At 46.3% G+C, this 22,407-nt stretch carries 17 protein-coding genes; 3 read left to right on the forward strand and 14 right to left on the reverse strand.

Features of this window, described 5'->3' with window-relative positions; all coding sequences use genetic code 11:
• Window positions 1-43: 43 nt before the first annotated feature.
• Entirely contained in the window at window positions 44-763 is a 720-nt protein-coding gene (locus GXP69_RS14820; RefSeq protein WP_163915856.1) for a pirin family protein, read from the reverse strand.
• Between the two features lie 169 nt (window positions 764-932).
• Window positions 933-1,694 (reverse strand): XRE family transcriptional regulator, encoded by a 762-nt coding sequence (locus tag GXP69_RS14825; protein ID WP_163915857.1) that lies wholly within the window; start codon window positions 1,692-1,694, stop codon window positions 933-935.
• A 515-nt stretch (window positions 1,695-2,209) separates the two neighbouring features.
• Here GXP69_RS14825 and GXP69_RS14830 point away from each other — a divergent pair.
• Window positions 2,210-3,673, forward strand: a complete 1,464-nt coding sequence (locus tag GXP69_RS14830; RefSeq protein ID WP_204282048.1) for a S8 family serine peptidase — start codon at window positions 2,210-2,212, stop codon at window positions 3,671-3,673.
• 93 nt (window positions 3,674-3,766) lie between these two features.
• Here the strand turns inward: GXP69_RS14830 and recQ are convergent, their stop codons facing one another.
• On the reverse strand, window positions 3,767-5,902 hold the full coding sequence (recQ, locus tag GXP69_RS14835; RefSeq protein ID WP_163915858.1) for a DNA helicase RecQ: 2,136 nt from the start codon (window positions 5,900-5,902) through the stop codon (window positions 3,767-3,769).
• Window positions 5,903-6,039: 137 nt separating this feature from the next.
• On the opposite strand from recQ, the gene GXP69_RS14840 reads away from it, so the two are divergent.
• Complete coding sequence (locus tag GXP69_RS14840; RefSeq protein WP_163915859.1) at window positions 6,040-6,372, forward strand: four-helix bundle copper-binding protein; 333 nt, start codon at window positions 6,040-6,042, stop codon at window positions 6,370-6,372.
• 150 nt (window positions 6,373-6,522) lie between these two features.
• Here the strand turns inward: GXP69_RS14840 and GXP69_RS14845 are convergent, their stop codons facing one another.
• From GXP69_RS14845 to GXP69_RS14895, 11 genes are all read right to left on the reverse strand, one after another.
• The gene (locus GXP69_RS14845; protein WP_163915860.1) at window positions 6,523-6,855 is read right to left on the reverse strand and encodes a phage holin family protein; all 333 of its coding nucleotides are present in this window, start codon (window positions 6,853-6,855) and stop codon (window positions 6,523-6,525) included.
• Between the two features lie 69 nt (window positions 6,856-6,924).
• Window positions 6,925-8,019: an agmatinase family protein gene (locus GXP69_RS14850; RefSeq protein ID WP_163915861.1), complete on the reverse strand. Its 1,095-nt coding sequence runs from the start codon at window positions 8,017-8,019 to the stop codon at window positions 6,925-6,927.
• A complete protein-coding gene (gene speE / locus GXP69_RS14855; RefSeq protein WP_163915862.1) occupies window positions 7,991-9,319 on the reverse strand; it encodes a polyamine aminopropyltransferase in 1,329 nt (442 codons plus the stop codon). The genes GXP69_RS14850 and speE overlap by 29 nt, the downstream gene beginning before the upstream one ends.
• 286 nt (window positions 9,320-9,605) lie before the next feature.
• Complete coding sequence (locus GXP69_RS14860) at window positions 9,606-10,250, reverse strand: chemotaxis protein CheC (protein WP_204282049.1); 645 nt, start codon at window positions 10,248-10,250, stop codon at window positions 9,606-9,608.
• Window positions 10,251-10,263: 13 nt separating this feature from the next.
• Window positions 10,264-11,916 carry a chemotaxis protein CheA gene (locus tag GXP69_RS14865; RefSeq protein WP_163915863.1) on the reverse strand — a complete coding sequence of 551 codons (1,653 nt, stop codon included), beginning with the start codon at window positions 11,914-11,916 and terminating at the stop codon, window positions 10,264-10,266.
• A complete protein-coding gene (locus GXP69_RS14870) occupies window positions 11,913-13,022 on the reverse strand; it encodes a chemotaxis protein CheB (protein WP_163915864.1) in 1,110 nt (369 codons plus the stop codon). The genes GXP69_RS14865 and GXP69_RS14870 overlap by 4 nt, the downstream gene beginning before the upstream one ends.
• A 35-nt stretch (window positions 13,023-13,057) precedes the next feature.
• Window positions 13,058-13,423 (reverse strand): response regulator, encoded by a 366-nt coding sequence (locus GXP69_RS14875; protein WP_163915865.1) that lies wholly within the window; start codon window positions 13,421-13,423, stop codon window positions 13,058-13,060.
• 18 nt (window positions 13,424-13,441) lie between these two features.
• A complete protein-coding gene (locus tag GXP69_RS14880) occupies window positions 13,442-14,011 on the reverse strand; it encodes a chemotaxis protein CheW (protein WP_163915866.1) in 570 nt (189 codons plus the stop codon).
• 4 nt (window positions 14,012-14,015) lie between these two features.
• The gene (locus GXP69_RS14885) at window positions 14,016-17,711 is read right to left on the reverse strand and encodes a HAMP domain-containing protein (protein ID WP_235925737.1); all 3,696 of its coding nucleotides are present in this window, start codon (window positions 17,709-17,711) and stop codon (window positions 14,016-14,018) included.
• Between the two features lie 144 nt (window positions 17,712-17,855).
• The gene (locus GXP69_RS14890) at window positions 17,856-18,602 is read right to left on the reverse strand and encodes a ParA family protein (protein ID WP_163915867.1); all 747 of its coding nucleotides are present in this window, start codon (window positions 18,600-18,602) and stop codon (window positions 17,856-17,858) included.
• 80 nt (window positions 18,603-18,682) lie between these two features.
• A complete protein-coding gene (locus GXP69_RS14895) occupies window positions 18,683-19,177 on the reverse strand; it encodes a SixA phosphatase family protein (RefSeq protein WP_163915868.1) in 495 nt (164 codons plus the stop codon).
• A 162-nt stretch (window positions 19,178-19,339) separates the two neighbouring features.
• Between GXP69_RS14895 and topA the strand changes: the two genes are divergently transcribed.
• On the forward strand, window positions 19,340-21,742 hold the full coding sequence (gene topA / locus GXP69_RS14900; protein ID WP_163915869.1) for a type I DNA topoisomerase: 2,403 nt from the start codon (window positions 19,340-19,342) through the stop codon (window positions 21,740-21,742).
• The last annotated feature ends 665 nt before the right edge of the window (window positions 21,743-22,407 follow it).

Here is a 22,407-nt window from a genome sequence, read left to right on the forward strand (position 1 = left end):
CTGATTAAGGGTATAACCGCTCTCAACTTTATTTGTTTTTTGGCTAGTAGTTCGCTTCTACTGCCGGCACGTCTACTAATATAAAAGTAGTTTTAGAAGTAGCATGGAATGAAACTATATCCTGATCTTCCAGTCTGATCTGGTCGTTATCCTGTAGTTCAACGCCGTTCACGATCAAGCTTCCTTCTAAAACATAAATCAGATTTTTGCGGATCTTGAAGGTCTGGTAATCATAATCTTTACCCTGGCTGAAGTTCCCATAGTAAATAGTAGAATTTGAGTTTATGAAAACGACATCTTCCATCACTTTCTGCCCGGTTACAAGAGGCACCAGTTCATCTTTCTTATCCAGAAAATCAACCTTCATCTGCTCATAGGAAGGTGCTAATCCCCGCTTGTTCGGCAGGAACCAGAGTTGGAGCAAGTTAACTCCATTATTAGAGCGATTGGCTTCGGAATGTGTAATCCCGGTCCCAGAGGTCATGCGTTGCACTTCGCCTGGTCCAATAACCAGTTCATTGCCCAGGTTATCGATGTGGGTTAATTCGCCGTCCAGCACGATCGTTACAATCTCCATATCAGAATGCGGATGCATCGGGAAACCGGAGTCCGGACCTACATAATCGTGGTTAAAAACACGCAGCGGCCCAAACTGCACATTCGCCGGGTCATAATAATCGGCAAAGGAGAAAAGGTAAAATGAGCGGAGCCAATCTCCTGTTCTTGCTTCATGACGCTCGGAAGCTGCTATCTGTTTTATCATTCTGCTTGGTGGTATAAGTTTGGCATTGTACATATTGAATAGTACTGTTTGCTTTACGCATAATACTCAATACTTGTTAAGGATGATGGTAAAGGGGCTGATGGGCGAACTATAAACAAAAAAACCTGCACCGTTATGGCGCAGGTTTATAAAACTGATGCAGGTTGCCCTACTCTACTTTCTTTAACTTTTGCATTTCCTTCTGCAAATCCAGCACGATAGAAGATAATTTGTCGAGTGACAGATCGGCAATCGGGAAAGTGGAGCTGATGTAGGATTTTGCTTCCCATATCTCCTGTATATCATCAACATGTAACTCATAAGGAGAATAGACCGGGTTATCGGAGTGCAGGCGAAGCACAGCACCATCCTGTAGTTTATTATAGATGCGTTTAAATACCACACCTTCTTTCCGGCTTATAATAATGCAGGGCGTACCGTCTTTTATAGTTTTCCAATCGTCTACATAGCGTCCAACTATAACCGTTCCGGATGTGATAGGCAGCATAGAGTCGCCGCTGATCTCAAAAGCACGGAAGGTGCCACTGTTGCCAAGCATGGGTAAACGGAAACGTGGCAGTTCTTCAATAAACTCAGGGTCGGCGTACCCGTTCAGGTAGCCGGCACTTGCCTTTAACGGAACAAGTTCGATATTCTCCTTATCATCCTGGTCAACGGTAATAGCCAGAACACGCATTTTACCCGTTGTAGCGTTGCCCGTGGCTGTATTACTTGACAGATCTACCGTGATGAGTTCATCGAGTGTAATATGGAAGTGCTTCGCAATATTTACGAGGGTGCTCAGCTTTGGCTCTGCTCTGCCTTCTTCATATGCACCAACCAAAGAGCGTTTTATATCGAGTTTTTCGGCAAGCTGCGCCTGGGTATAACCAGCTTTTTTACGCAGATACCTGATGTTTGATGTAACCATAGCTACTGTGCCAATTAGTTTAGCTTAAAATATACACCTGTATTGCCTTTTAGCAACAGATTTGTAAATATAGCTAATGAAATTATAAATTACTAAACATTTTAGCAATTATTTTAATTAGCTTTTATTTACTTGATTAACCTGTAGCAATGACATAAATCAGTTTATGTGATCTTATTTTTTCAATACTTTGCAGAAAGTTAATGCATAATAAAACAGAGTCTCATTCTTATCACAAAAGCATAATCAAAAATATTAATATTTATATTAAAATATACTAAAAATAAATATTGCCAATATTTAGTGAGTGCTTTGATAAATCAGAATTGTATTTATACATTAGCCACACAGTTAACCAGAGTCAAAACCAAAGCTCCGAACTATAGCTTTAGTACAATTCGCTGTTACAGTCAAAAACTTTTTCAGAAGATTGAACTATAGGAAGGTTGCCGCAGTTACGACTGATATTAAAAATGGTTTCATAATAGTTTTCAACTTTTAGCCAAAGCACACTTATGATTTCAAGCGCATTCAAGAAGGCCGTTTATATGGCTGTTCTTGGTTCTGCTGTAACGCTCAGCAGTTGCCAGAAAGAAGAACTGATGGAAAATCAGTTTGATGTAAATCCCACCGCACTTACCGCCACACACGGACAGCCTATTGAAGGACAATACATTGTGGTAATGAAGCAGAAGGGCAACGAATTGAATGCGACACGCACCGGCAATTTGTCGATCAGCGATCGTGAAACCCTGAAGACCACACGACAGCGCCTGCTTCGTGATATGAAACTGAACGAATCTGATGTGAAAGAAACTTTTGAAGGCACAATTAACGGTTTTGCTGCTAAGCTTACAAAGGAGCAAGTAGCAGAACTGAAAAGTAACCCGGAAGTAGATTACGTTGAGCAGGACCGCATCATTTCGCTGAGTAAGCCAACACATGCCTTTGATAAAGGCCAGCCTTCCCACGCTTCAGGAAAAGGTAATTCAAAAAACACAGATAAGAACACTGGCAAAGGAAAAGATAAGAACACCACGCCAGAGCCAACTCCTGAACCAACAGAACCAACTCCAACTCCTACTGAGCCAGCTCCAACTCCAGTAGACCCAACTCCTACTCCAATTCCAACAGAGCCGGCACCAACTGAACCTACTCCTGTAGAAACAGAACCTGCTCCAAATACTGGTCTATACAAAACTATAACGCCTGCTGAAGGTGAACTGGTGCCATGGAACATTGCCCGTGTAGGGTATGGTGATGGCAGCGGTAAAACAGTATGGATCATCGACTCTGGAATCGATACAGACCACCCGGACCTGAACATTGACCTGACAAGAAGTGCGTCTTTTATCTATGGTAATACCTCTATCGAAGATGGTTACGGACATGGCACAAACGTAGCAGGTATTATTGCTGCTAAAAACAACGGTTCCGGTATGATCGGTGTAGCATCAGGTGCGACTATAGTTGCCCTGCGTGTGTTTGACGATGCTGGTCAGGGAACAGTGTCTCGCGCTATTTCTGCTGTAAACCACATCATTAATGTAGCTACTGCCGGAGATGTAGTAAACATGAGCCTTGGCAGTGGAATTTCATCTACGCTGGATAACGCCGTAAGAACAGCTGCAGCAAAAGGAATCATGTTCGCGGTTGCATCAGGTAACAGCGGTACAGATTGTATTAACAATTCACCGGCCCGTGTAAATGCAGATAATGTTTACACAGTAACAGCCATGGACCGTTACGATCGCTTTGGTAAGTTCTCAAACTATGGCCAGCCAGTTGACTTTACGGCACCAGGTGTAGATGTGACAACCACAGCTAAAAACGGTGGTTTAACAAACTATGCTACAGGCACTTCTTTTGCAGCACCACACGTAGCAGGCATCTTGCTGCTGCAGGGCAAAGTTGGCACAGACGGCTTCGTTGCCGGTGATGTGGACGCTTACCCGGATGCAATTGCTGTGCTGAAATAAGCAAAATCATCGATTAAGGTTAACAGAAAAAGCCGGCCCGGTTGGGTCGGCTTTCTTTATTTATAAACTATAGTTTCATCCAGTAAACTATAGTTAACTGTTCTGCTCTGCTTTAAACAAAGCAATGGAAAGTCTGATCTTGTGGTACTCATACTGTTCGCCCAGCGACTCGTACAGGTCTTTCAGTTTCGCCTCCGGCCCTAAACTAAAGATAGCTTTCTTTATAGCTTCATACTCTTTTTTGCTCACAAACCTGTACAAGTCCACATCATAACCTTGCTCAAATAATGTAGCAAGGTGCGAGTAGATAGTTACAGGGTTCAGGTTGCGCATGCGGGCAATCTGTTCTGGATTGTTTCCGCTTTGGTAAAGATCGTAGGTAACCAGGTGTGTTGCTCCTTTCAGCTTGTTCCCTTTCTCCTGCTCTTCTGTTATAAAGCCGATGATCTCATTCACAAAATCATAGCCATAGCGCTCGTATTTTACAGACCCGACACCGGATATGGAAAGCATCGCAATCCGGTTGGCCGGTTTTTCAGCAGCCATTTCCTGCAGCGTGCTATCTGAGAAAATGACATAAGGCGGCACTCCGTGCTCATCGGCCAGGCGCTTACGGAGCGCTCTGAGGCGCTCAAACAAGGCGTCCTGAATAACTTCTTTCTTAGGTCTTACCTTAGGTCGGATTTCTTCGGCAGGCTGTTTTACCTCGTCAAACTTTACAAGCTGTACCGGGCGTCCATCAAATAGCACCTGCCTGCTTTGCTCCGTTAGTTTTAAAGTATAATTCTGATCATAGGCTAACTCTACCAAGCCAGCATTAAGCATCTGGTGCAAATAACGTTGCCAGTCCATGGTGCTGATCTCGCGGCCGGCGCCATAGGTTTTTATCTGATGATAACCACCTTCCAGCACCTGTGCATTTCTGGAGCCGCGCAATACATCAATCAAAAGCCCCATATTTACCTGCTCCTGCGTGCGGGCAATAGCTGATAGGGCTTTTTGAGCCAGCAAGGTGCCATCAAAGGAGGTAGGCGGGTTACGGCAAATGTCGCAGTTACCACAGTCTTTATGCATGGTCTCGCCGAAGTATTGCAGCAGAATCCGGCGGCGGCATATAGTTGCCTCGGCGTATTGTTGCATGCGTTCCAGTTTTACCAGTTGCAGCTCTACCTGTTCTTCCTTCCCTTCTGTCAGCATACTGCGCATGCTCATTACATCGGCGTAACTATAGAATAACAAGGCATCCGATTTGGCTCCATCGCGGCCGGCACGCCCGATTTCCTGATAATAGCCTTCTATATTTTTTGGCAGGTTATAGTGGATCACCCAGCGCACATTCGATTTATCAATTCCCATCCCGAAGGCAACCGTTGCGCAAACGATCTGCACATCATCTTTCAGGAAATCTTCCTGCGCTTTTGCCCGCTGACTGGCACTCATGCCGGCATGGTAACTGGTAGCCCTAAAGCCATTCCGCTTTAATTTTTCAGCTATCGCTTCTGTACCCTTGCGACTCAGGCAATAAATAATACCCGGCTGACCGTGGTGTCGCTCCAGGAACTCTGTGATCTTATTAAACCGGTCGCGGCCAGGTTTAACCATTAAATTGATGTTCGGCCTGTCGAATGAAGAAATAAAAACCTCCGGATTCCGAAGTGCCAGCTGTTCCTGAATATCTTTCTGGGTAAGCTTATCGGCGGTAGCTGTCAGGGCTACCATTGGGGTTTGCGGGAATTGCTGCTTCAGAATTCTAAGCTGCGTATACTCCGGCCTGAAATCGTGGCCCCAGGCAGAGATACAGTGTGCTTCATCTACGGCAAACAAGGATACCTTTAAGCGCTTCAGGAATGAAAGGAAACCCGCTGACAACAGTTTTTCAGGAGAGACATAAAGCAACTTCAGCTCTCCGGCAAGACAGGCATTTTCTACGCGGTATTGCTCTTCTGCAGCCAGTGAACTGTTCATGTAAGCGGCTTTAATACCATTTTCAAGCAGGGCTTCTACCTGGTCTTTCATCAGGGCAATAAGCGGCGAAACCACCACACACAAACCCGGCATTACCACAGCAGGTACCTGGTAGCAGACAGATTTTCCGCCCCCGGTTGGCATTAGTACTACCACATCCTGCTGCTGCAGAATACAGGAAATAATCTGTTCCTGCATTGGCCTAAAGTTATCATAACCAAAGTATAGCTTTAATGCTTCCCGCGCTTCCCGAATGCCTGTCATATGTATTTTTCTGCTCTCTTCTGTTTACTCAAAGATACGGTTATTTTACCTAAACCTGTAGTGCTGCCCGTCCTGTAGCTCATAACTAACTACACCTGAGCGCGTAGTTTAATTCATAGCAACTCAAAAAATAAACTATGAAATCAGAGAGAACAAACAACCTGGAACATGTGCTGATAAAATGCATAACTGCCTGCGAAACCTGCGCTTCCATGTGCCTGCAGGAGGAGGATGTGAAAATGATGGTGCGCTGTATTATGTTGGACCGCGACTGCGCTGACATCTGTACCTTAACTGCCCGCTTTGTAGCCCGCGACTCGGCACATGCCAAACATGTAATGAAGGAATGCATCGAAATTTGTCGTGCCTGTGCGGAAGAGTGTGGCAAGCATGACCATGACCACTGCCAGAAATGCGCCGAGGCCTGCCGCGAATGTGCAGACGCCTGTGAGCAATGGATGAATGGCTAAACTATAGTTAAGATTTGCCTGGATTAAAACAGAAGGAAATATCACAACTATAGCAGCGCCAAAATTCGTCTTAAAACAATAAAAAAGCGGCACCCGAAAATATCAGGTGCCGCTTTTCAGTTGACTATAGTTCTATAGTTTAAACTATAGTTAGAATATAAAATCCAGGATAGCGCTGATGATGGCCATCACAATTCCAAACAGTAAAGCTGTAATAAAGCCGCTCACATCAAAGCCGGCAATAAGGTAATCTGCCAGCAGAATAATTAGTGCATTAATTACCAGTAGAAAAAGCCCGAGCGTAACTATAGTTACCGGAATGGTAAGTATAACCAATATCGGTTTTACAAACGTATTCAGCAGGGCCAGTACTAGGGCAAGTATAAGCGCCGTCAGGAAGCTATCAATATGAACTCCTGGCAAAATATAAGATGCCAGTACAGCTGCCAGTCCTGTCAGTAAAAGTTTAATAATAAATCCCATAGTTATAGCTTAAGAAGTATATAGTAAAGGTAAATTATTAAACCTCTTACGCAGCTGTGCAAGCAAAGATTAAAAATCTGCTTTTAACTTGCCTTGCGACACCGCCATCCAGTTGCACATCTTGTACAGCATACGTGCTCCTACGTTGCCATTCCACTCTGTTTCTCCCGGGCCAACTTCATTCAGGTCGCAGCCAATAATCTCGCGTCCGGATTTAACCAGTTGCTTGATCAGGTAAACGGCCTCTTCAAACTCTAAACCACCTGGTACCGGAGTGCCTGTTCCCGGGCAAAGCTTCGGATCAAGGGCATCAATATCAAAACTCAGGTATACTTTCTGTGGCAGTTGCGCGATGATCTTCTTACACTCTTTCTTCCAGGTTTCGCCGGCATACAGGTTTTCCTTTATTACTGAGTCATAGAAAATAGTGATTCTTCCGTTTGACTGTTCAGCCATTTCTGCTTCTGACTGTGCCAGGTCACGGATACCAACCTGCACCAGTTTCTTCACCTGAGGCAATTGCAGGGCATTGTACATGATGGAAGCATGTGAGTACTTGAAGCCTTCGTACGCAACACGCAGGTCGGCATGGGCATCCAACTGAAGAATACCAAATTCCTCATGCTTCTCGGCCATTGCATGGATTAAACCAAGCGGAGTGCTATGGTCGCCACCCAGCAAGCAAACAGCTTTGCCCTGATCCATATAACCGAGTGCTTTCTGCTTCAGCCACTGCAGCAATTCATCGCCTTTTGCGTTTACTTCTGCAGGCAGATCCTGAAGTTCAGCAGCATCGGCTTCAGGTTGTCCTTCTTCCAGCCAGGTAATATATTTTTCAGCTTTCTCGCGTAGTTCGTCGCTTACTGCATGCCATTCTTCTGAAATTTCTTCCATCGCTATGCCTGCTTTCCAGGCATCCTTAATAGCAGGCTCAAAAAGGTCTATCTGTGGCGAGGCATCAAAAACAGCCTTCGGACCATTGGCTGTACCAGCACTATAAGATACCGTCACCTCCCACGGCACAGGAATTACAACCACTTCTGCTTCATCAACTGAGAATGGCAGGCCGAACAAACCGGCGTTTACATCTCCTACCCCATTCGGGTCGAAGTTGGCAATTTTTTCAGCTTTGCTCTTATGCTGTTGGTTCTGCGGAGTACTCATCGGTTACCTCACCTGGTTTAGAGTTTAACAGTTCTTTTACAAAGTTTGGCAACGCGAAGGCAGCCATATGTATGTCTTCGTTATAATATTTAAGTCCCTGTGCTTTAGAGAAAGCGGCGGCAGCGTTTACATCAAATTTAAGCGGATGCGCCTCCCCTTTCGAAGAGTAAGAGAAGCTCCAGGTGCCGGTTGGATATGTTGGAATAGCAGCCAGGTAACAATGTACTTTCTCTGCTCCAAATATTTTCTTGTAAGTATCATATATCTCAACAAAAACGGCACTGTTAAAGCGCGGAGACTCGCTTTGGGTGATCATGATGCCGTCTTTTGTCAGGCAACGGTATACTTCGCTGTAGAATTCGGCAGTGAACAAACCTTCGCCCGGGCCAACCGGATCTGCTGAGTCAACTATAATCAGATCGTATCGCTCGTTTTCGCACTCTTTAATGTACTTAATACCATCTTCAATCAGCAGGTTCAGACGCGGATTAGCAAAGGAAACAGCGGTTTCCGGCAGGTGCAGCTTGCAGGCTTCAATCACCAGTTCGTCTATCTCTACCAGCGTTACTTCTTCCAGTTGCTCATAGCGCAATAGCTCGCGTACGGTACCGCCATCGCCACCACCAATTACCAGCGCACGCTTTGCTTTCGGGTTGCTGAACATCGGTACGTGTGTGATCATCTCATGGTAAACGTACTCATCTTTCTGCGTGCACATTACCATGCCATCCAGTGTAAGCAGGTTACCGTAAGCAAAAGTTTCGTAAACTTCTACGCGCTGGTAAGGAGAATCTTTTTTGTATAGCTGGTCGCCGGTATGTTTTAAGGAAAGGGCAATATTTTCATCACGTTCTGTAAACCACACATCACGGGTTATTGTACCGATCTTTTCTTCCGGTCGTGGCGACACATCGCGAAGCGACTCCAAATTGAAATCGTTACGTTTTAATAAATTGAGCTGACCACGACGGCACTCCATTGCAGATCCATGGCTCGCTTCAAACGCATCTTTCAGGTAGTTATAGCTCACCCACGGGTCAACAGAATCGCCACAGGTAAATAGGTCAACAGCCGCATAGCCATATTCAGGCCAAGTATGAATCGCCAGGTGACTTTCCTGAATCACGACCACGCCAGAAACTCCGTATGGTGAGAAATGGTGAAATGTACTGTTTATAACAGTGGCACCGGCTGTTTCGGCGGCGGCTACCATGCTGTTCTCTATATGAACCACGTCATTCATGAGTTCAGGAGAACAGTTGTAAAATTCTACCAGGATATGTCTTCCTAATGCGTTCATTAATTAAGCGTAAGTTATTGATTGTAAAATTTAGCCGGCAAAAAAACGAAAACTATACCTATAATCAAAAGTATAATGATCAGCTAAAGGTATACCCCCTGAAAAACAATAGGTTGTAAAACAATAAATTACGATTATAAATAGCCAGGAAGGAAACCGGCAGGGATACTATGGCACAGGCACAAACCATAGGCGCAGGCAAGAGCAGAGCCTGCAGCAGGTAACTATAGCTATGAAATAAACAGGAAGTAGTAAACTATAAAGTAACTATAACTATAGGCAATTATTAAATTGGTCGGTCTTTCTCAAGGTCAAATGTGCGTATGATTTCCAGTATTTTAAGGAAAGTACCGGTATCGAAGAATAGCAACAATGGTAACTCTACACTCCTGGAGTTATGCGTAAATTTGGTGATAACGGTAAACACCAGTGGTTGAAACAGCGGGTGCTGAACCAGAATATCTTTCAGCGAATCAGCAATGTGGCTTTTAGGGGCTTTAGGTGGCGAACCGTAGATATTTGCTTTCAGGATGTTAGCTAGTTGCGTTACCATAGCGCCTGTAATAATGTTACTGATCTCAAGCAGCAACGACTCTTGCATGGCATTTACTTCCCCCTTCTGAACCTCTACCATGTTCAGGCAAAGCTGCGATAACCGTGTGACATGGTCGCTTGAGAACAGCATCAGGGTAGCACCATTAAAGTCACCTTTAATATCAGACTGGATAATAAAGTGTGTACTCTCATATTGAGCTACCAGTTTCAGCAGTTCCTTTACCTCTATCAGCTGTATATCAGGCACCTTAAGCAGCACTTTATCTTTTGCAATTGCTGCAAAAGAATCTGCTGCGCGGGCAAGCCCTATATTAAGAATCTCCTTAATAATATCGCGTTCGAGGTCGGTTATGTGAGGTTCCGTTATATTGGTCATGCTATTATAAATTTTACTCGGCTGCTACCAGCTGTCTGCGACTAATAAAGTACCTGGTTACGGCTGGCACATCAAGCACCAGGCAAACGTTTCCGGAACCGAGTAAGGTTACACCTCCATACAGGTCTATGGCATCCAGTGGCTTGCTCAACGGCTTCACCACGATATCCTGTTGCCTGTATAGTTTATCTACAATCAAACCTAGCTTCCTGTTATTGTAGGAAACTATAATAATATTCTGTACCAGTCCTTTCAGCCTGGATTTATCACCTAAATTCATTTCACGCTCCTTCACGTTCAGGAGCTCGTGCAGGTAAACTACGGTTATGGTTTCGCCAAAAACATCGGCTACCAATACACCGCCAACTTCGTGCAGTTCGCTTACTTCCATAGCTACCACCTGCTCGGTATGGATCAGTGGAATAGCATAGAAAATTGAATCTACTTCGAAAAGCAATGCACCTTTTACTGCAATAGATGTAGGCAGCTGCAGTATAAAGGTAGTCCCCAGCCCTTTTTCCGATTCCACCCAGATGCGCCCACCAATCGCGTCAACAGCATTTTTCACCACGTCCAGGCCAACACCTCTTCCGGAGAACTCTGTTACTTCTTTAGCTAGCGAAAAACCAGGCTCAAACAGGTAAGAGAGCACTTCGGTAGGCGGTAAATGCTCTACAGCTGCTGTCGAAAGAAAATTTCTTTCAACAATTGCTTTTCGAACCTGTACGAGATCAATCCCGTTGCCGTCGTCAGAAAGTTGAATCTGTACGTTTTCACGGTCGTTACGCGCCACCAGCGATAGTTTACCGGTACGTGATTTCCCTTTCTTTTCACGCTGCTCTGGTTTTTCAATTCCGTGTGTAATGGCATTGCGCACCAGGTGCAGAAGCGAGTCGGTAATAATCTGGAGTATGTTCCGGTCTATCTGAATGTCGTGGCCCGATAGCGCCAGGTCTACTTCTTTTTTTTCGGCAATGGCTATATCGCGCACTATCCGCGGGAATTTATTGAACAGCGAACCAATGCTTACCAGACGTGCATCCATAATACTATACTGCAGTTCTTCGGTAATGCGGTTCAGGTGCGAACTCACGGATTTTAGTTCGTCGTTGCCCAGCTCACGGCTGATAGATAAGATCCTGTCTCGGTCTATTACCAGCTCACCAACCAGGTTTAGCAAATGATCCAGCTTTTTGATCTGGATATACACCAGCTCCGACAACGACAGGTTTTTGGTAGGATTATAGCGCTGTACCTTGGCAAGCTCAATTGTGCTGTCCGAAAGGTTATCAACTATAATATCCAGGTTACGGAGCAGCACCGGGTCGGGCTCGCCATAGTTTTCGTTGTCGATGTTGTGGATCAGTTCACCTAGCAGGTCCACGCCTTCAAAAAGTACCGTTACAATCTCGTCGCTGAACTGCAGCTCCTTGTTCCGGATAAGGCTGAAAGCTGTTTCGAGTTTATGGGATACGTCTGAGATACGGAGATAACCGATGGCCTTGGCATTGGCCTTCAGGTTGTGCAGTAAACGGAAGATCTCCGCCAGCAACTTATCTTCTTGCGGGCGTTTCTCCAGGTCGCTGATGTGCCGGTTAAGGGCATCAAAATATTCCAGCGCCTCTGCTATAAATATCTCTTTATATTCCTGTTCTCTCGATTTCATAAAGTATCGCTGGTAGCACCAGCGGCAATTTCATTCGCCACAAAGCTGTGTATGAATTGTGGTATCTCCTGTAAGGGCAGCACTACATCTGCTTCCCCGCTCCTGATTACAGACCGGGCCATCCCGAATATCTTAGAAGTGGCCTGATCCTGCACAACTATAGTTCCGCCACGCTTACGAATGGCAGTTGCACCCTTTGTACCATCTTTGCCCATTCCGGTTAAAACAATGCCTAGTACATTTTTAACAGAGCCAGCCGCCACAGACTGCATTAGCAAATCAACTGAAGGAATTTCGTCTGCCTGCGCTTCTTCCCCTACAAAGCCAATCTTATAGTTGCCCGTGTTTCCTAAAACAGGGTGTATGATCATGTTCCGACCACCTGGGGCAACTATAAGTTTGTTCTTCCTGAGAAGTAAACCGCTTCTGCCTTCCTTAACCGTTAAGCTGGTCTGCCGCTGTAACCTCTCCACCAATGATTTGGATAATCCGGCGGGCATGTGCACAGCAGCTAAGACAGCTGCATTCAATTTATCAGGCAAAGCCTTCACAATCTCCTCTAACGCCTGAGTGCCTCCTGTTGAAGCCCCGATTACAATAACTGTATCCACAAGTGGTTCAGGCAGATCAGCTTTAGCAACTATAGCATTTGCTTCGGCCAGCATACCTGTCAGCCAATATTGCATGTCCTGTTCCGGTCTGTTGTATACAGCTTTCACCTGCTTTAAAAGATGGCTGCCAATGCTTCTGTAATCAGGATACTGCCTGTATGCAGGTTTTAAAATAAAGCTATGTACTCCCAGCGAAACCGCTTTCTGTAGCATTGTATTATTCAGGTCCTGCTTCTTTACCATCAACACTACCGGTACTGCCGCTGCACTGGAAAGTAGCTTTAATGCAAACAGGTGCTTGTTGCCCGGTAAACTATAGTTTAGCAAAACAACATCAGGCCGCTCCTTCTTCACCAATTTCAGCAGCGACTCAGCATCTGTTGCACACCCAGCTACATTTATGGCAGGATCTGCTTCCAGAATGTTAGCCAGAACCAGGCGGGAGTAACTCGATTGGTCTGCCAGTAAAACTTTAATCTTAGCTGCTTGACACATAGCGCACTACACAAACCGAAGCAGAACTATAGTTCTTATTCTTCCTTAAGCACCTGACTAACAACCTCCAGCACTTTTTCTTCCGAAAAAGGCTTTACAATATAAGATAGTGCGCCATACTCCATCGCCTCGTTTACGATCACCTCCTGACCAACTGCACTCACAATCACCACCTTCATATCTGGCTGTTCGGCTTTAATACCTTTCAGCACATCCAGGCCGGTGTTGTCTGGAAGAATCACATCCAGTGTAATCAGGTCAGGCTTAAGTTCCTTTGCCAGTTCAAGGGCTGTCTGTCCGTTCGGGGCTTCCCCAACTACTTCGTAGCCGGCATCCGAAAGCATGTTCTTTAACATGGTACGCATGTAGAAGGAATCATCAACGATCAATATTCTTTTCATAAGTTATGATTTGCTGTTTTAGCTTGATAACTGCTTGATCTCATCGCCTGAGAGGATCTTATACATATCCAGTACTATAATCAGGCGGTTATCAACTTTGGCAAGGCCTTCAATGTAATTTTCCTGCACGGCAATATCCTGCAGAAAAGACGGCGCTTTATCCATCTTGGAAACAGACAGATTCAGCGACTGAGGTACTTCCTTCACCACTACTCCAATGCTATACTCTTTGGCTTCGATCACCAGTGTATAGGTTATGCCGTTCTCCGAAGAAGCTGGCACCGGTTTAATGCCGAAGCGCTCTTCCAGGTCCATGATAGCTATGATATCACCGCGTATGTTGGCCACTCCTTTTACAAAATCAGGTGTGCGCGGCATACGGGTAATACTTGGCGTAACGGTTACTTCTTTTACCTGCTCTATTTTTATTCCATAGTACTCAGCCCCAAGCTTAAAAACGATCAGGTGCAGGAGCGGCTCGTTGGCTTTGCTCTTTTCCTGTTGTTCTTTGCCATTGGCAGGTGCAGGCGTATTTTCTTCTACAGGCACAGGTGCTGCCTGTGCCGCAGTATTCTTTTTGCTAGGCATTTCCTTAGTTACTGTTGTTATTACCAGATCTGCCTCCACGACCTGTAGCCCGGGTAACGGCGCGTCTGGTTACACCATTGGAAGCAGGTATGGATGTTAATCTTTTAGGCTTAGCCTGGTTAAAGATGATGTTGCCATCAATAAGTTTAAAGGCCGAAATACTGATCTGTAGGTCGGCAGCAATGTCGTTCAGGTTCTGAGACGATGACGTTAGCTCCTGCATGGAAGTAGACAACTGCTTGGCTGTACTAGCTACCTGCTGCGTACCAGATGCGGTTTGTTCCGCAATGGCAACCACTTCCTCCACGTACTTCACAACATCTCCGATAGATGATTTCTGAACTTCGGTTGCCGTTAAGATGTCCTGTGCCGTTCTCAGCGTTTCGCCGCTGGATGCCGCAATATTTTTGAAAGCGCTGGATGCTTCGAATGTTGCATTCTTTCCTTTCAATACACGACCTTCCATCGTCGAGATCGCAGTTGCTGCAGAGGCGGTATCTTTTTTCACATCCTCAACCAGCGTAGCAATTTCGTTAGCTGATTTGCGTGAACCTTCGGCCAGTTTGCGAATCTCTTCCGCTACTACGGCAAAACCGCGGCCTGCCTCACCTGCTCTTGCCGCCTCAATAGCAGCGTTCAGGGCCAGTAGGTTGGTTTGGGCAGCAATGTCCGTGATTACACCAAGTGATTTGGAGATTTCCTGCGAACGTGTGCTCAGTACTTCGATGGTTTTAGCTGTAAGAGCTGCTGAACTGGAGATTTCCTCCATGTTCTTCACCACTTCCGCTACTGTTTTCAGACCAATCTGAGAGCTTTCCTCACCAAGCAACGCTGTTTTGTTCACCACTTCGGCACGGTTGGCAGTCTCTTTCGTACCTTTCATGATCTCTTCGATCAGTTTAAAGGCCTGGTCTGTTTTTAATGCCTGGTTCTGCGCGCCTTCTGCCATTTGCTGCATGGCAAGCGCCACATCAAGCGTCACCTTGTTCATTTCCAGCCCCTTGCCAGCCATTTCTTCTGAAGAAGAGCCTACTACGAGCGAGGAATCATTGATTTCACCGAGTAAGGCATTCAGGTTATCAACGGCAAGGTTCAGTGCATTGGCCATATCCAGGATATCACCGGCAGTCTGTGCTTCTACTTTCTGGGTTAAATCACCCTCAGAAATCGCTCGTACTACACGTGATACATCAAGCATCGGCGTTACAATAGACTCCAGCAGATCGTTAAGGGTATCTACCAGTTCTTTCCAGCTACCGCCCACACCTTGCAAGGTGGCACGTTCTGTCAGTTTACCTTCCACACCCGCAACTCTGGCCACACGCGACACTTCACCAGCCAGTCTGTTCAGGTCAATCACCATCGTGTTGATTGTTTCTGCCAGCTCGGCAACTTCTCCTCGTGCCTCCAGGCTAAGTTTCTGGGTCAGGTCACCTTTTGATACAGCTGTTACTACTTTAACTATACCACGTACCTGTGTTGTCAGGTTTGATGCCATGGTGTTTACGTTATCGGTCAGGTCTTTCCAAACACCGCCTACATTCGGTACCGATGCCTGGCCACCCAGTTTACCTTCCGTACCCACTTCGCGTGCCACACGGGTTACCTCACCAGCGAAGATGTTAAGTGAGTCCACCATTTGGTTCAGGTTCATTTTCAGGTCAGCAAGCTCACCTTTTACATCCACGGATACCTTCTGAGTCAGGTCACCTTTTGCCACCGCAGTTGCTACGTTGGCAATGTCGCGTACCTGCAGGGTAAGGTTAGCAGCCATGGTATTTACGTGGTCCGTCAGGTCTTTCCATACTCCCGCTACGTTCGGAACTATAGCTTGCCCACCTAGCTTACCTTCCGTACCCACTTCGCGTGCCACACGGGTTACCTCGTCAGCAAAAATGTTAAGTGAGTCCACCATCTGGTTTAGGTTTTCCTTCAGGTCTGCAAGTTCGCCCCGTACATCCACGGATACTTTCTGCGCCAGATCACCTTTTGCCACCGCAGTTGCTACGTTGGCGATGTCACGCACCTGGTTAGTCAGGTTGCCTGCCATCAGGTTTACGTTCTCGGTCAGTTCTTTCCAGATACCGGCCACGTTCGGCACGTTTGCCTGACCACCTAATATTCCTTCTGTACCTACCTCACGTGCCACACGCGATACTTCCGCGCCAAACACATTCAGTCGGTCCACCATTTCATTCAATATATCCTTCAGGTCACCAAGTTCGCCTTTCACATCCACAGATACCTTCTGCGTCAGGTCGCCTTTCGCCACAGCGGTTGCTACGTTGGCAATGTCGCGTACCTGGTTCGTCAGGTTCGAGGCCATCAGGTTCACGTTCTCCGTGAGCTCTTTCCAGGTTCCTTCTACTTTTGGCACATTCGCCTGGCCACCCAGTTTACCTTCCGTACCCACTTCGCGTGCCACACGGGTTACCTCACCGGCAAAAATGTTAAGTGAGTCCACCATCTGGTTGATGATGTCTTTCAGCTCGGCCATCTCGCCGCGTACATTCACTGTTATTTTCTGGGTCAGGTCACCTTTTGCTACCGCTGTCGATACGTTTGCAATATCACGCATCTGAGAGGTAAGGTTGCTGGCCATAGTATTCACATTGTCGGTCAGTTCTTTCCAAACGCCGCCTACATTAGGCACCTTTGCCTGGCCGCCCAGTCTTCCTTCTGTACCTACTTCGCGTGCCACACGGGTTACCTCATCAGCGAAGATGTTGAGCGAATCCACCATCTGGTTTACGTTGTCCTTCAGTTGGGCAATTTCACCGCGTGAGGCTACAGAAACTTTCTGGGTCAGGTCACCTTTCGCAACGGCTGTGGATACGTTAGCAATATCACGAACCTGCAGGGTAAGGTTGGCTGCCATGGTATTCACGTTATCGGTCAGGTCTTTCCATACACCGGCAACGTTTGGTACCGATGCCTGGCCTCCCAGTTTACCTTCTGTACCTACCTCAAGTGCCACACGGGTTACCTCACCCGCAAACAGGTTCAGGTTATCGATGGTACGGTTTATAGTTTCCGCCATCACCTTAAAGTCGCCGGATACCGGAATCTGGAATGTTTCGTCCAGGTTACCGCGCGAGATATTCTTCAATACCTTACCCACTTCAAGTACCGGAACCGCGATCGAATCCACAAGACCGTTGATGTTGTTGATCATATCCTTCCAGAAACCGGAAGCGTTCTCGGCTGATGCACGGGCTTTCAGGTTACCTTCCACACCGGCTACTTTCGAGATACGGGATACTTCACCACCCACACCACCGATCATTTCCACCATCGAGTTATAGGCTTCTGCTATCTCGGCAAAAATATCGTTGTTCTGCTTGGTCAGGCGAACAGAAATATCACCCTTTTTAAAGGCATCAAGCGCGTACAGCACCCTATTCAACTGATCATTGATGTAATCCGGGTTTTGCAGTAATTGCTCGTCAGTAACTTTACCGTTGCCATTACCATTGCCGTTCACTTTCACAGGGTCAGGAGCATTTTTAGGACCCGGCGATTGGGCAGTTCGGCCAGCCGGTACCGTTGTGGTAGCAGCAGGTGCATCGGCTGCAACAGCCGGAGCAGTTGGCTTACGGGTGCTTGCAGCTTTCGCAGGCCGCGGTTCATTACCAGTACTGCCTTCCACATCACTAATGAGCTTGTCTTTGCTCAACTTCAAGTTTTTACCTAAGGCCATATGAGTTGTGTTGAGTTACTATTTGAATTGCACTGAAATTTGGTGCACATTCTGTTCGTCCATCAAATATAAAGTATATCAGATACTGAATATAGGGCAAAATAGTTTATTTTAACTTTATCTTTCAATTTTAATCCTGAATCATTAGCGGGAAATGAACTCCTCAGCAAGTGCCTTATAGTCTCTGGCACCATTCGAGCTAGGATCATAGTCCAGCACGCTTCTGCCAAACGAAGGCGCTTCAGCAAGCTTTACATTCAGGCGTATACTTTGTTTAAAGATTGGTTCTTTCACGTTTTCCTGCAGGTATTCGAGCACTTCCTGGCTTAGTTTTCTGCGTACATCAAACATCACCACTACGATCCCTTTTATTTTAAGTTTCGGATTGAACGCTTTTTTTACTTTTTGCACTGTATTTGTGATCTGATCGAGCCCCTGCAGGGTCAAAACTTCCATCTGAAGCGGTATCAGTACTTCGGTGGCAGCAGTAAGTGCATTCAATGTTAATACGGAAAGCGAAGGCGGACAATCAATCAATATATAATCGAAGCCTTTTACATCCTGCAGCATGTTTTTTAGAAAATTCTCACGTTCCGGCTGTGCCACCAGCGAAATTTCAATATCCACCAGTTCGTTAGACCCGGGCGCTACCCATAATCCATCTCTTTCCAACAATACATCCTGTAGCGTATTGTTTCCTAAAAAAGCGTCGGCAAGTGTTGCCTTTGGCTCTGTAACTGCAAGAGAATAAGACAGGTTGGCTTGTGGATCTAAATCAATCAGCAGCACACGCTTACCTAGTTTGCACAATGCACTGCCCAGGTTAATGGTGGTGGTAGTTTTACCTGTGCCGCCTTTCTGGTTTATAACGGCCACTGTGGTTGTTGCCATAAATTGGTCTTGGTTGGTATCTATACAGCTATATCAGCCCTAAACTAACTATAAAATGAACTTTTGCCAAACTAAAAATGCTAAATCCGCTGCGGCTGATGTGTATCTAGCAGGCTGGCCTCTGTTATAAAAATGTCCTGCCACTGCGGTAATATGGCCGTTATGGCATATACCTGCCCCGGCTCCAGGTAAGGCAAATTACGGTTAACCAGGCTGCGCGCCAGCTGGGTAAGTGCTGGATTATGCGAGACAACTACAACCTTCTGGGCAGACTCCGGTAACTGACTTATGCTTTTTAAAAGCTGTGCCTCTTTGGGGTTATAAATTTCAGGATCGTAAATTATCTGTTCTTCATCGTAATATAACCGGCTTGCAAGAATTCTGGCTGTCGCTCCTGCCCTTTTTGCCGGACTCGCCAGTATAGCGTCTATAGTTGTATAATGCTCACGGATCCATTTGCCGGTTTCATGCGCCTGCCGTACCCCGTCTGGCGTGAGATTGCGCTCAAAATCAGGTTGTAGCAAGAATGAATCGCGGGCCTCTGCATGCCGGCACAGGTAAAGGTAGCGTTGCATAGATTTTACAAGTATAGCCGTATAGTTAGGTTAGGTATTTAGTTTGTAACGAAAGTAATTTAAAGATTATTAAACCTATGTTATGTACGAGAGGTTGTAATAGTTTGAAAAAAAATATGAACTTTGGGCAAAAATGAGCGCAGTCCTGTTGGAAAACAAAGCATGATAAAAAACTTAGTAATAGTAGAGTCGCCTGCAAAGGCCAAGACGATAGAAGGATATTTAGGGAAAGATTTCGTTGTAAAGTCGAGCTTCGGCCACGTACGCGACCTGCCAAAGGACAACAACGCTATTGATATAGAGAATGGATTTAAGCCAACCTATGTCATCAGTTCCGACAAAAAGGATGTGGTAGCACAGCTCCGCAAACTGGCAAAAGAAGCAGAAACGGTATGGCTCGCATCCGATGATGACCGCGAAGGAGAAGCCATTTCGTGGCACCTAACCGAGGCTCTTAACCTGAATGATTCCAAAATACGCCGCATCGTTTTCCGCGAAATCACCAAAAACGCCATACTGAACGCTATAAGTTCGCCGCGGAACATTGACATGGACCTGGTGAACGCACAGCAGGCCCGCCGTATATTGGACCGTATAGTTGGCTTTGAGCTATCGCCGGTACTATGGAAAAAAATAAAGACTGGTCTTTCGGCGGGGCGTGTACAGTCGGTGGCGGTGCGCCTGGTGGTGGAGCGTGAACGTGAAATTGAGCGCTTTAAGGCTGATGCAGCTTTTAAAATTACAGCCTCTTTTTCTGTTGAAGGTAAAACCCTGGATGCCGAACTGCCGACCCGGTTTAAAACAGAAGAAGAAGCACAGGCTTTTTTGCAGAAATGCATTGGTGCTGCCCATACAATAGAGAATTTGGAGAAGAAGCCGCTGAAACGCAGCCCTGCTCCTCCGTTCACTACATCTACCTTACAGCAGGAAGCCAGCCGCAAACTATACTTTTCGGTAGCGCAAACCATGTCGGTAGCTCAGAAGCTGTACGAATCAGGTAAGATTTCTTACATGCGTACTGACTCGGTGAATCTATCAGAAGAAGCGATCAGTGGTGCAGCCAATGCCATTCAGCAATCTTTCGGTGAGAAGTTTATTAAGACGCGTCGTTTTAAAACCAAATCGTCTGGCGCACAGGAAGCGCACGAAGCCATCCGCCCTACGGATTTTTCGCAAATGACGGTAAGCGGTGACCGCAACGAGCAGCGACTTTACGAGCTGATATGGAAGCGCGCCATTGCCTCTCAGATGGCGGATGCCGAAATAGAAAAGACAACCGCAACTATAGGTATTTCTACGCAGCCGGAAAAACTGGTAGCAACCGGCGAAGTAATCAAGTTTGAAGGTTTCCTGAAAGTGTACATCGAGTCGAAGGACGATGAAGAATTGCAGGATGATGATGTAAAAGGCATGTTGCCTCCACTTTCGGTTGGACAAACAATTGACCTGCGGCACATGCTGGCTACGCAGCGTTACAGCCGTCCTGCTGCCCGCTATACGGAAGCCAGCCTGGTGAAGAAGCTGGAAGAAATGGGCATTGGCCGTCCGTCTACGTACGCTCCTACTATTTCAACGATACAGAAACGTGGGTATGTGGAGAAAGACAGCCGCGAAGGAAAAGAACGTCCGTACCGCGTACTGATTTTACAGAAGGATCAGGTAAGTGCACAGACCAAGACCGAAATAACCGGTGCCGAAAAAGCCAAGCTCTTCCCGACGGATATGGCTATGGTGGTGAACGACTTTCTGGTAGATCACTTTCCGACGGTGATTGACTACTCGTTTACAGCTAAAGTTGAAGCTGAATTTGACGAGATTGCGCAAGGCCACGAAGAGTGGAAAGCCATGCTGGAAAAATTCTATGAGAAATTCCATAAGCGTATTGAATCCAGCGAAACAATTGACCGTGCAGCGGTTTCCGGCGCCAGAGAACTTGGTATTGACCCGGTATCAGGCAAAAAACTGATTGCAAAACTGGGCCGTTTCGGACCTTATGTGCAGTTGGGTGAAGAAAACCCCGATACTGGTGAAAAGCCGGTGTATGCCAGCTTGCGCAAAGGGCAATTCCTGGAAAGCATAGCCCTGGAAGACGCGCTGGAGCTCTTCAAACTGCCACGCATTGTAGGCATGTACGAGGACAAAGAGATGAAAGCCGCTATTGGTCGCTTCGGCCCTTATATCAGCCATAGCAGCAAGTTCTATTCATTGCCTAAGCATCTCGACCCGCTTCAGGTTACGCCGGAAGAAGCCATCGAACTGATTGAGCAGAAGCGCAAAGCTGATGCTGAAAAGCTGATCAAGAGCTTTGACGAAAACCCTGATGTACAGGTATTGAATGGCCGTTACGGACCTTACATTGTGGTTGGCAAAAAGAACGTGAAGATTCCGAAAGGTAAAGAGCCTGCAGAGCTAACCCTGCAGGAATGTTTAGATCTGGCAGAAGCTACTCCTGAGAAAAAAGGCAGAGGCGGTTTTAAAAAGAAACCTGAACCAGCTGAAAAGAAAGCTACTACCAAGAAAGCTCCGGCTAAAAAGGCTGCAGCCAAGCCGAAAGCCAAGAAGTAATGAAATTATAGTTCAATAAGATTGAAAAGCGCAGCAGGTTTACACTTACTGCGCTTTTTATTTCAGCATGTAGTTGTTTCCCTGTCATGTCGAGCGATGCCAAGGCATCTTATGTTTTATAGTCAACTGTAGTTGCTACTGGGAACAAGCAGTTCGTGCTATAGTTACCACTTATTCTGGGAGCTTTACCAGCCTATCGTTTCATTTCTAGCTTTGGTGCGCTCACGGCCGCGAGGCCCCGTCTTCGGGCATCGCGCTGCTGCCTTCTTGCTATCCTCGCTCTGCTCGGATTGCCTGACGGCACCGCAACAAGTCAAAGGCGCTCAACCCAAAGACTGTGATCTTTCGATAGCTATAGTTTATCTTTAATTTGATAAGCTATAGTTGCATCGCCTTTCCGTGGTCATAGTTCCGTGGGCCAGGCTGCGCCTGCCTGTTCGTAGTTTGTAACTATAGTACGATAGCTTAAACTATAGCTACAGCCAAAATTCCCCTCTTTAGAGGGGTTGGGGCGGGGTAATTCAGCAACTATAAATAGACTATAGCTATGACAGAAATTGTCCCTTGAGGATAAGTGAGAATGGAAGATCGAAACTTGCGAGCGTAGCTCACAGGGGTGTTAATTCAACAACTATTAAAACTATAGCCGCAACTATAGCAAGGCC

The sequence above is a fragment of the Pontibacter burrus genome (assembly GCF_010686685.1).
GTDB classification, from domain to species: domain Bacteria; phylum Bacteroidota; class Bacteroidia; order Cytophagales; family Hymenobacteraceae; genus Pontibacter; species Pontibacter burrus.

Coding starts and splice junctions, on each gene's coding strand:
- speE (WP_163915862.1), bottom strand. CDS start 9,319: ATGAACGCATTAGGAAGACATATCCTGGTAGAATTTTACAACTGTTCT.
- GXP69_RS14885 (WP_235925737.1), bottom strand. CDS start 17,711: ATGGCCTTAGGTAAAAACTTGAAGTTGAGCAAAGACAAGCTCATTAGT.
- GXP69_RS14870 (WP_163915864.1), bottom strand. CDS start 13,022: ATGTGTCAAGCAGCTAAGATTAAAGTTTTACTGGCAGACCAATCGAGT.
- GXP69_RS14865 (WP_163915863.1), bottom strand. CDS start 11,916: ATGAAATCGAGAGAACAGGAATATAAAGAGATATTTATAGCAGAGGCG.
- topA (WP_163915869.1), top strand. CDS start 19,340: ATGATAAAAAACTTAGTAATAGTAGAGTCGCCTGCAAAGGCCAAGACG.
- recQ (WP_163915858.1), bottom strand. CDS start 5,902: ATGACAGGCATTCGGGAAGCGCGGGAAGCATTAAAGCTATACTTTGGT.
- GXP69_RS14875 (WP_163915865.1), bottom strand. CDS start 13,423: ATGAAAAGAATATTGATCGTTGATGATTCCTTCTACATGCGTACCATG.
- GXP69_RS14820 (WP_163915856.1), bottom strand. CDS start 763: ATGATAAAACAGATAGCAGCTTCCGAGCGTCATGAAGCAAGAACAGGA.
- GXP69_RS14845 (WP_163915860.1), bottom strand. CDS start 6,855: ATGGGATTTATTATTAAACTTTTACTGACAGGACTGGCAGCTGTACTG.
- GXP69_RS14840 (WP_163915859.1), top strand. CDS start 6,040: ATGAAATCAGAGAGAACAAACAACCTGGAACATGTGCTGATAAAATGC.
- GXP69_RS14860 (WP_204282049.1), bottom strand. CDS start 10,250: ATGACCAATATAACGGAACCTCACATAACCGACCTCGAACGCGATATT.
- GXP69_RS14895 (WP_163915868.1), bottom strand. CDS start 19,177: ATGCAACGCTACCTTTACCTGTGCCGGCATGCAGAGGCCCGCGATTCA.
- GXP69_RS14830 (WP_204282048.1), top strand. CDS start 2,210: ATGATTTCAAGCGCATTCAAGAAGGCCGTTTATATGGCTGTTCTTGGT.
- GXP69_RS14850 (WP_163915861.1), bottom strand. CDS start 8,019: ATGAGTACTCCGCAGAACCAACAGCATAAGAGCAAAGCTGAAAAAATT.
- GXP69_RS14890 (WP_163915867.1), bottom strand. CDS start 18,602: ATGGCAACAACCACAGTGGCCGTTATAAACCAGAAAGGCGGCACAGGT.
- GXP69_RS14880 (WP_163915866.1), bottom strand. CDS start 14,011: ATGCCTAGCAAAAAGAATACTGCGGCACAGGCAGCACCTGTGCCTGTA.
- GXP69_RS14825 (WP_163915857.1), bottom strand. CDS start 1,694: ATGGTTACATCAAACATCAGGTATCTGCGTAAAAAAGCTGGTTATACC.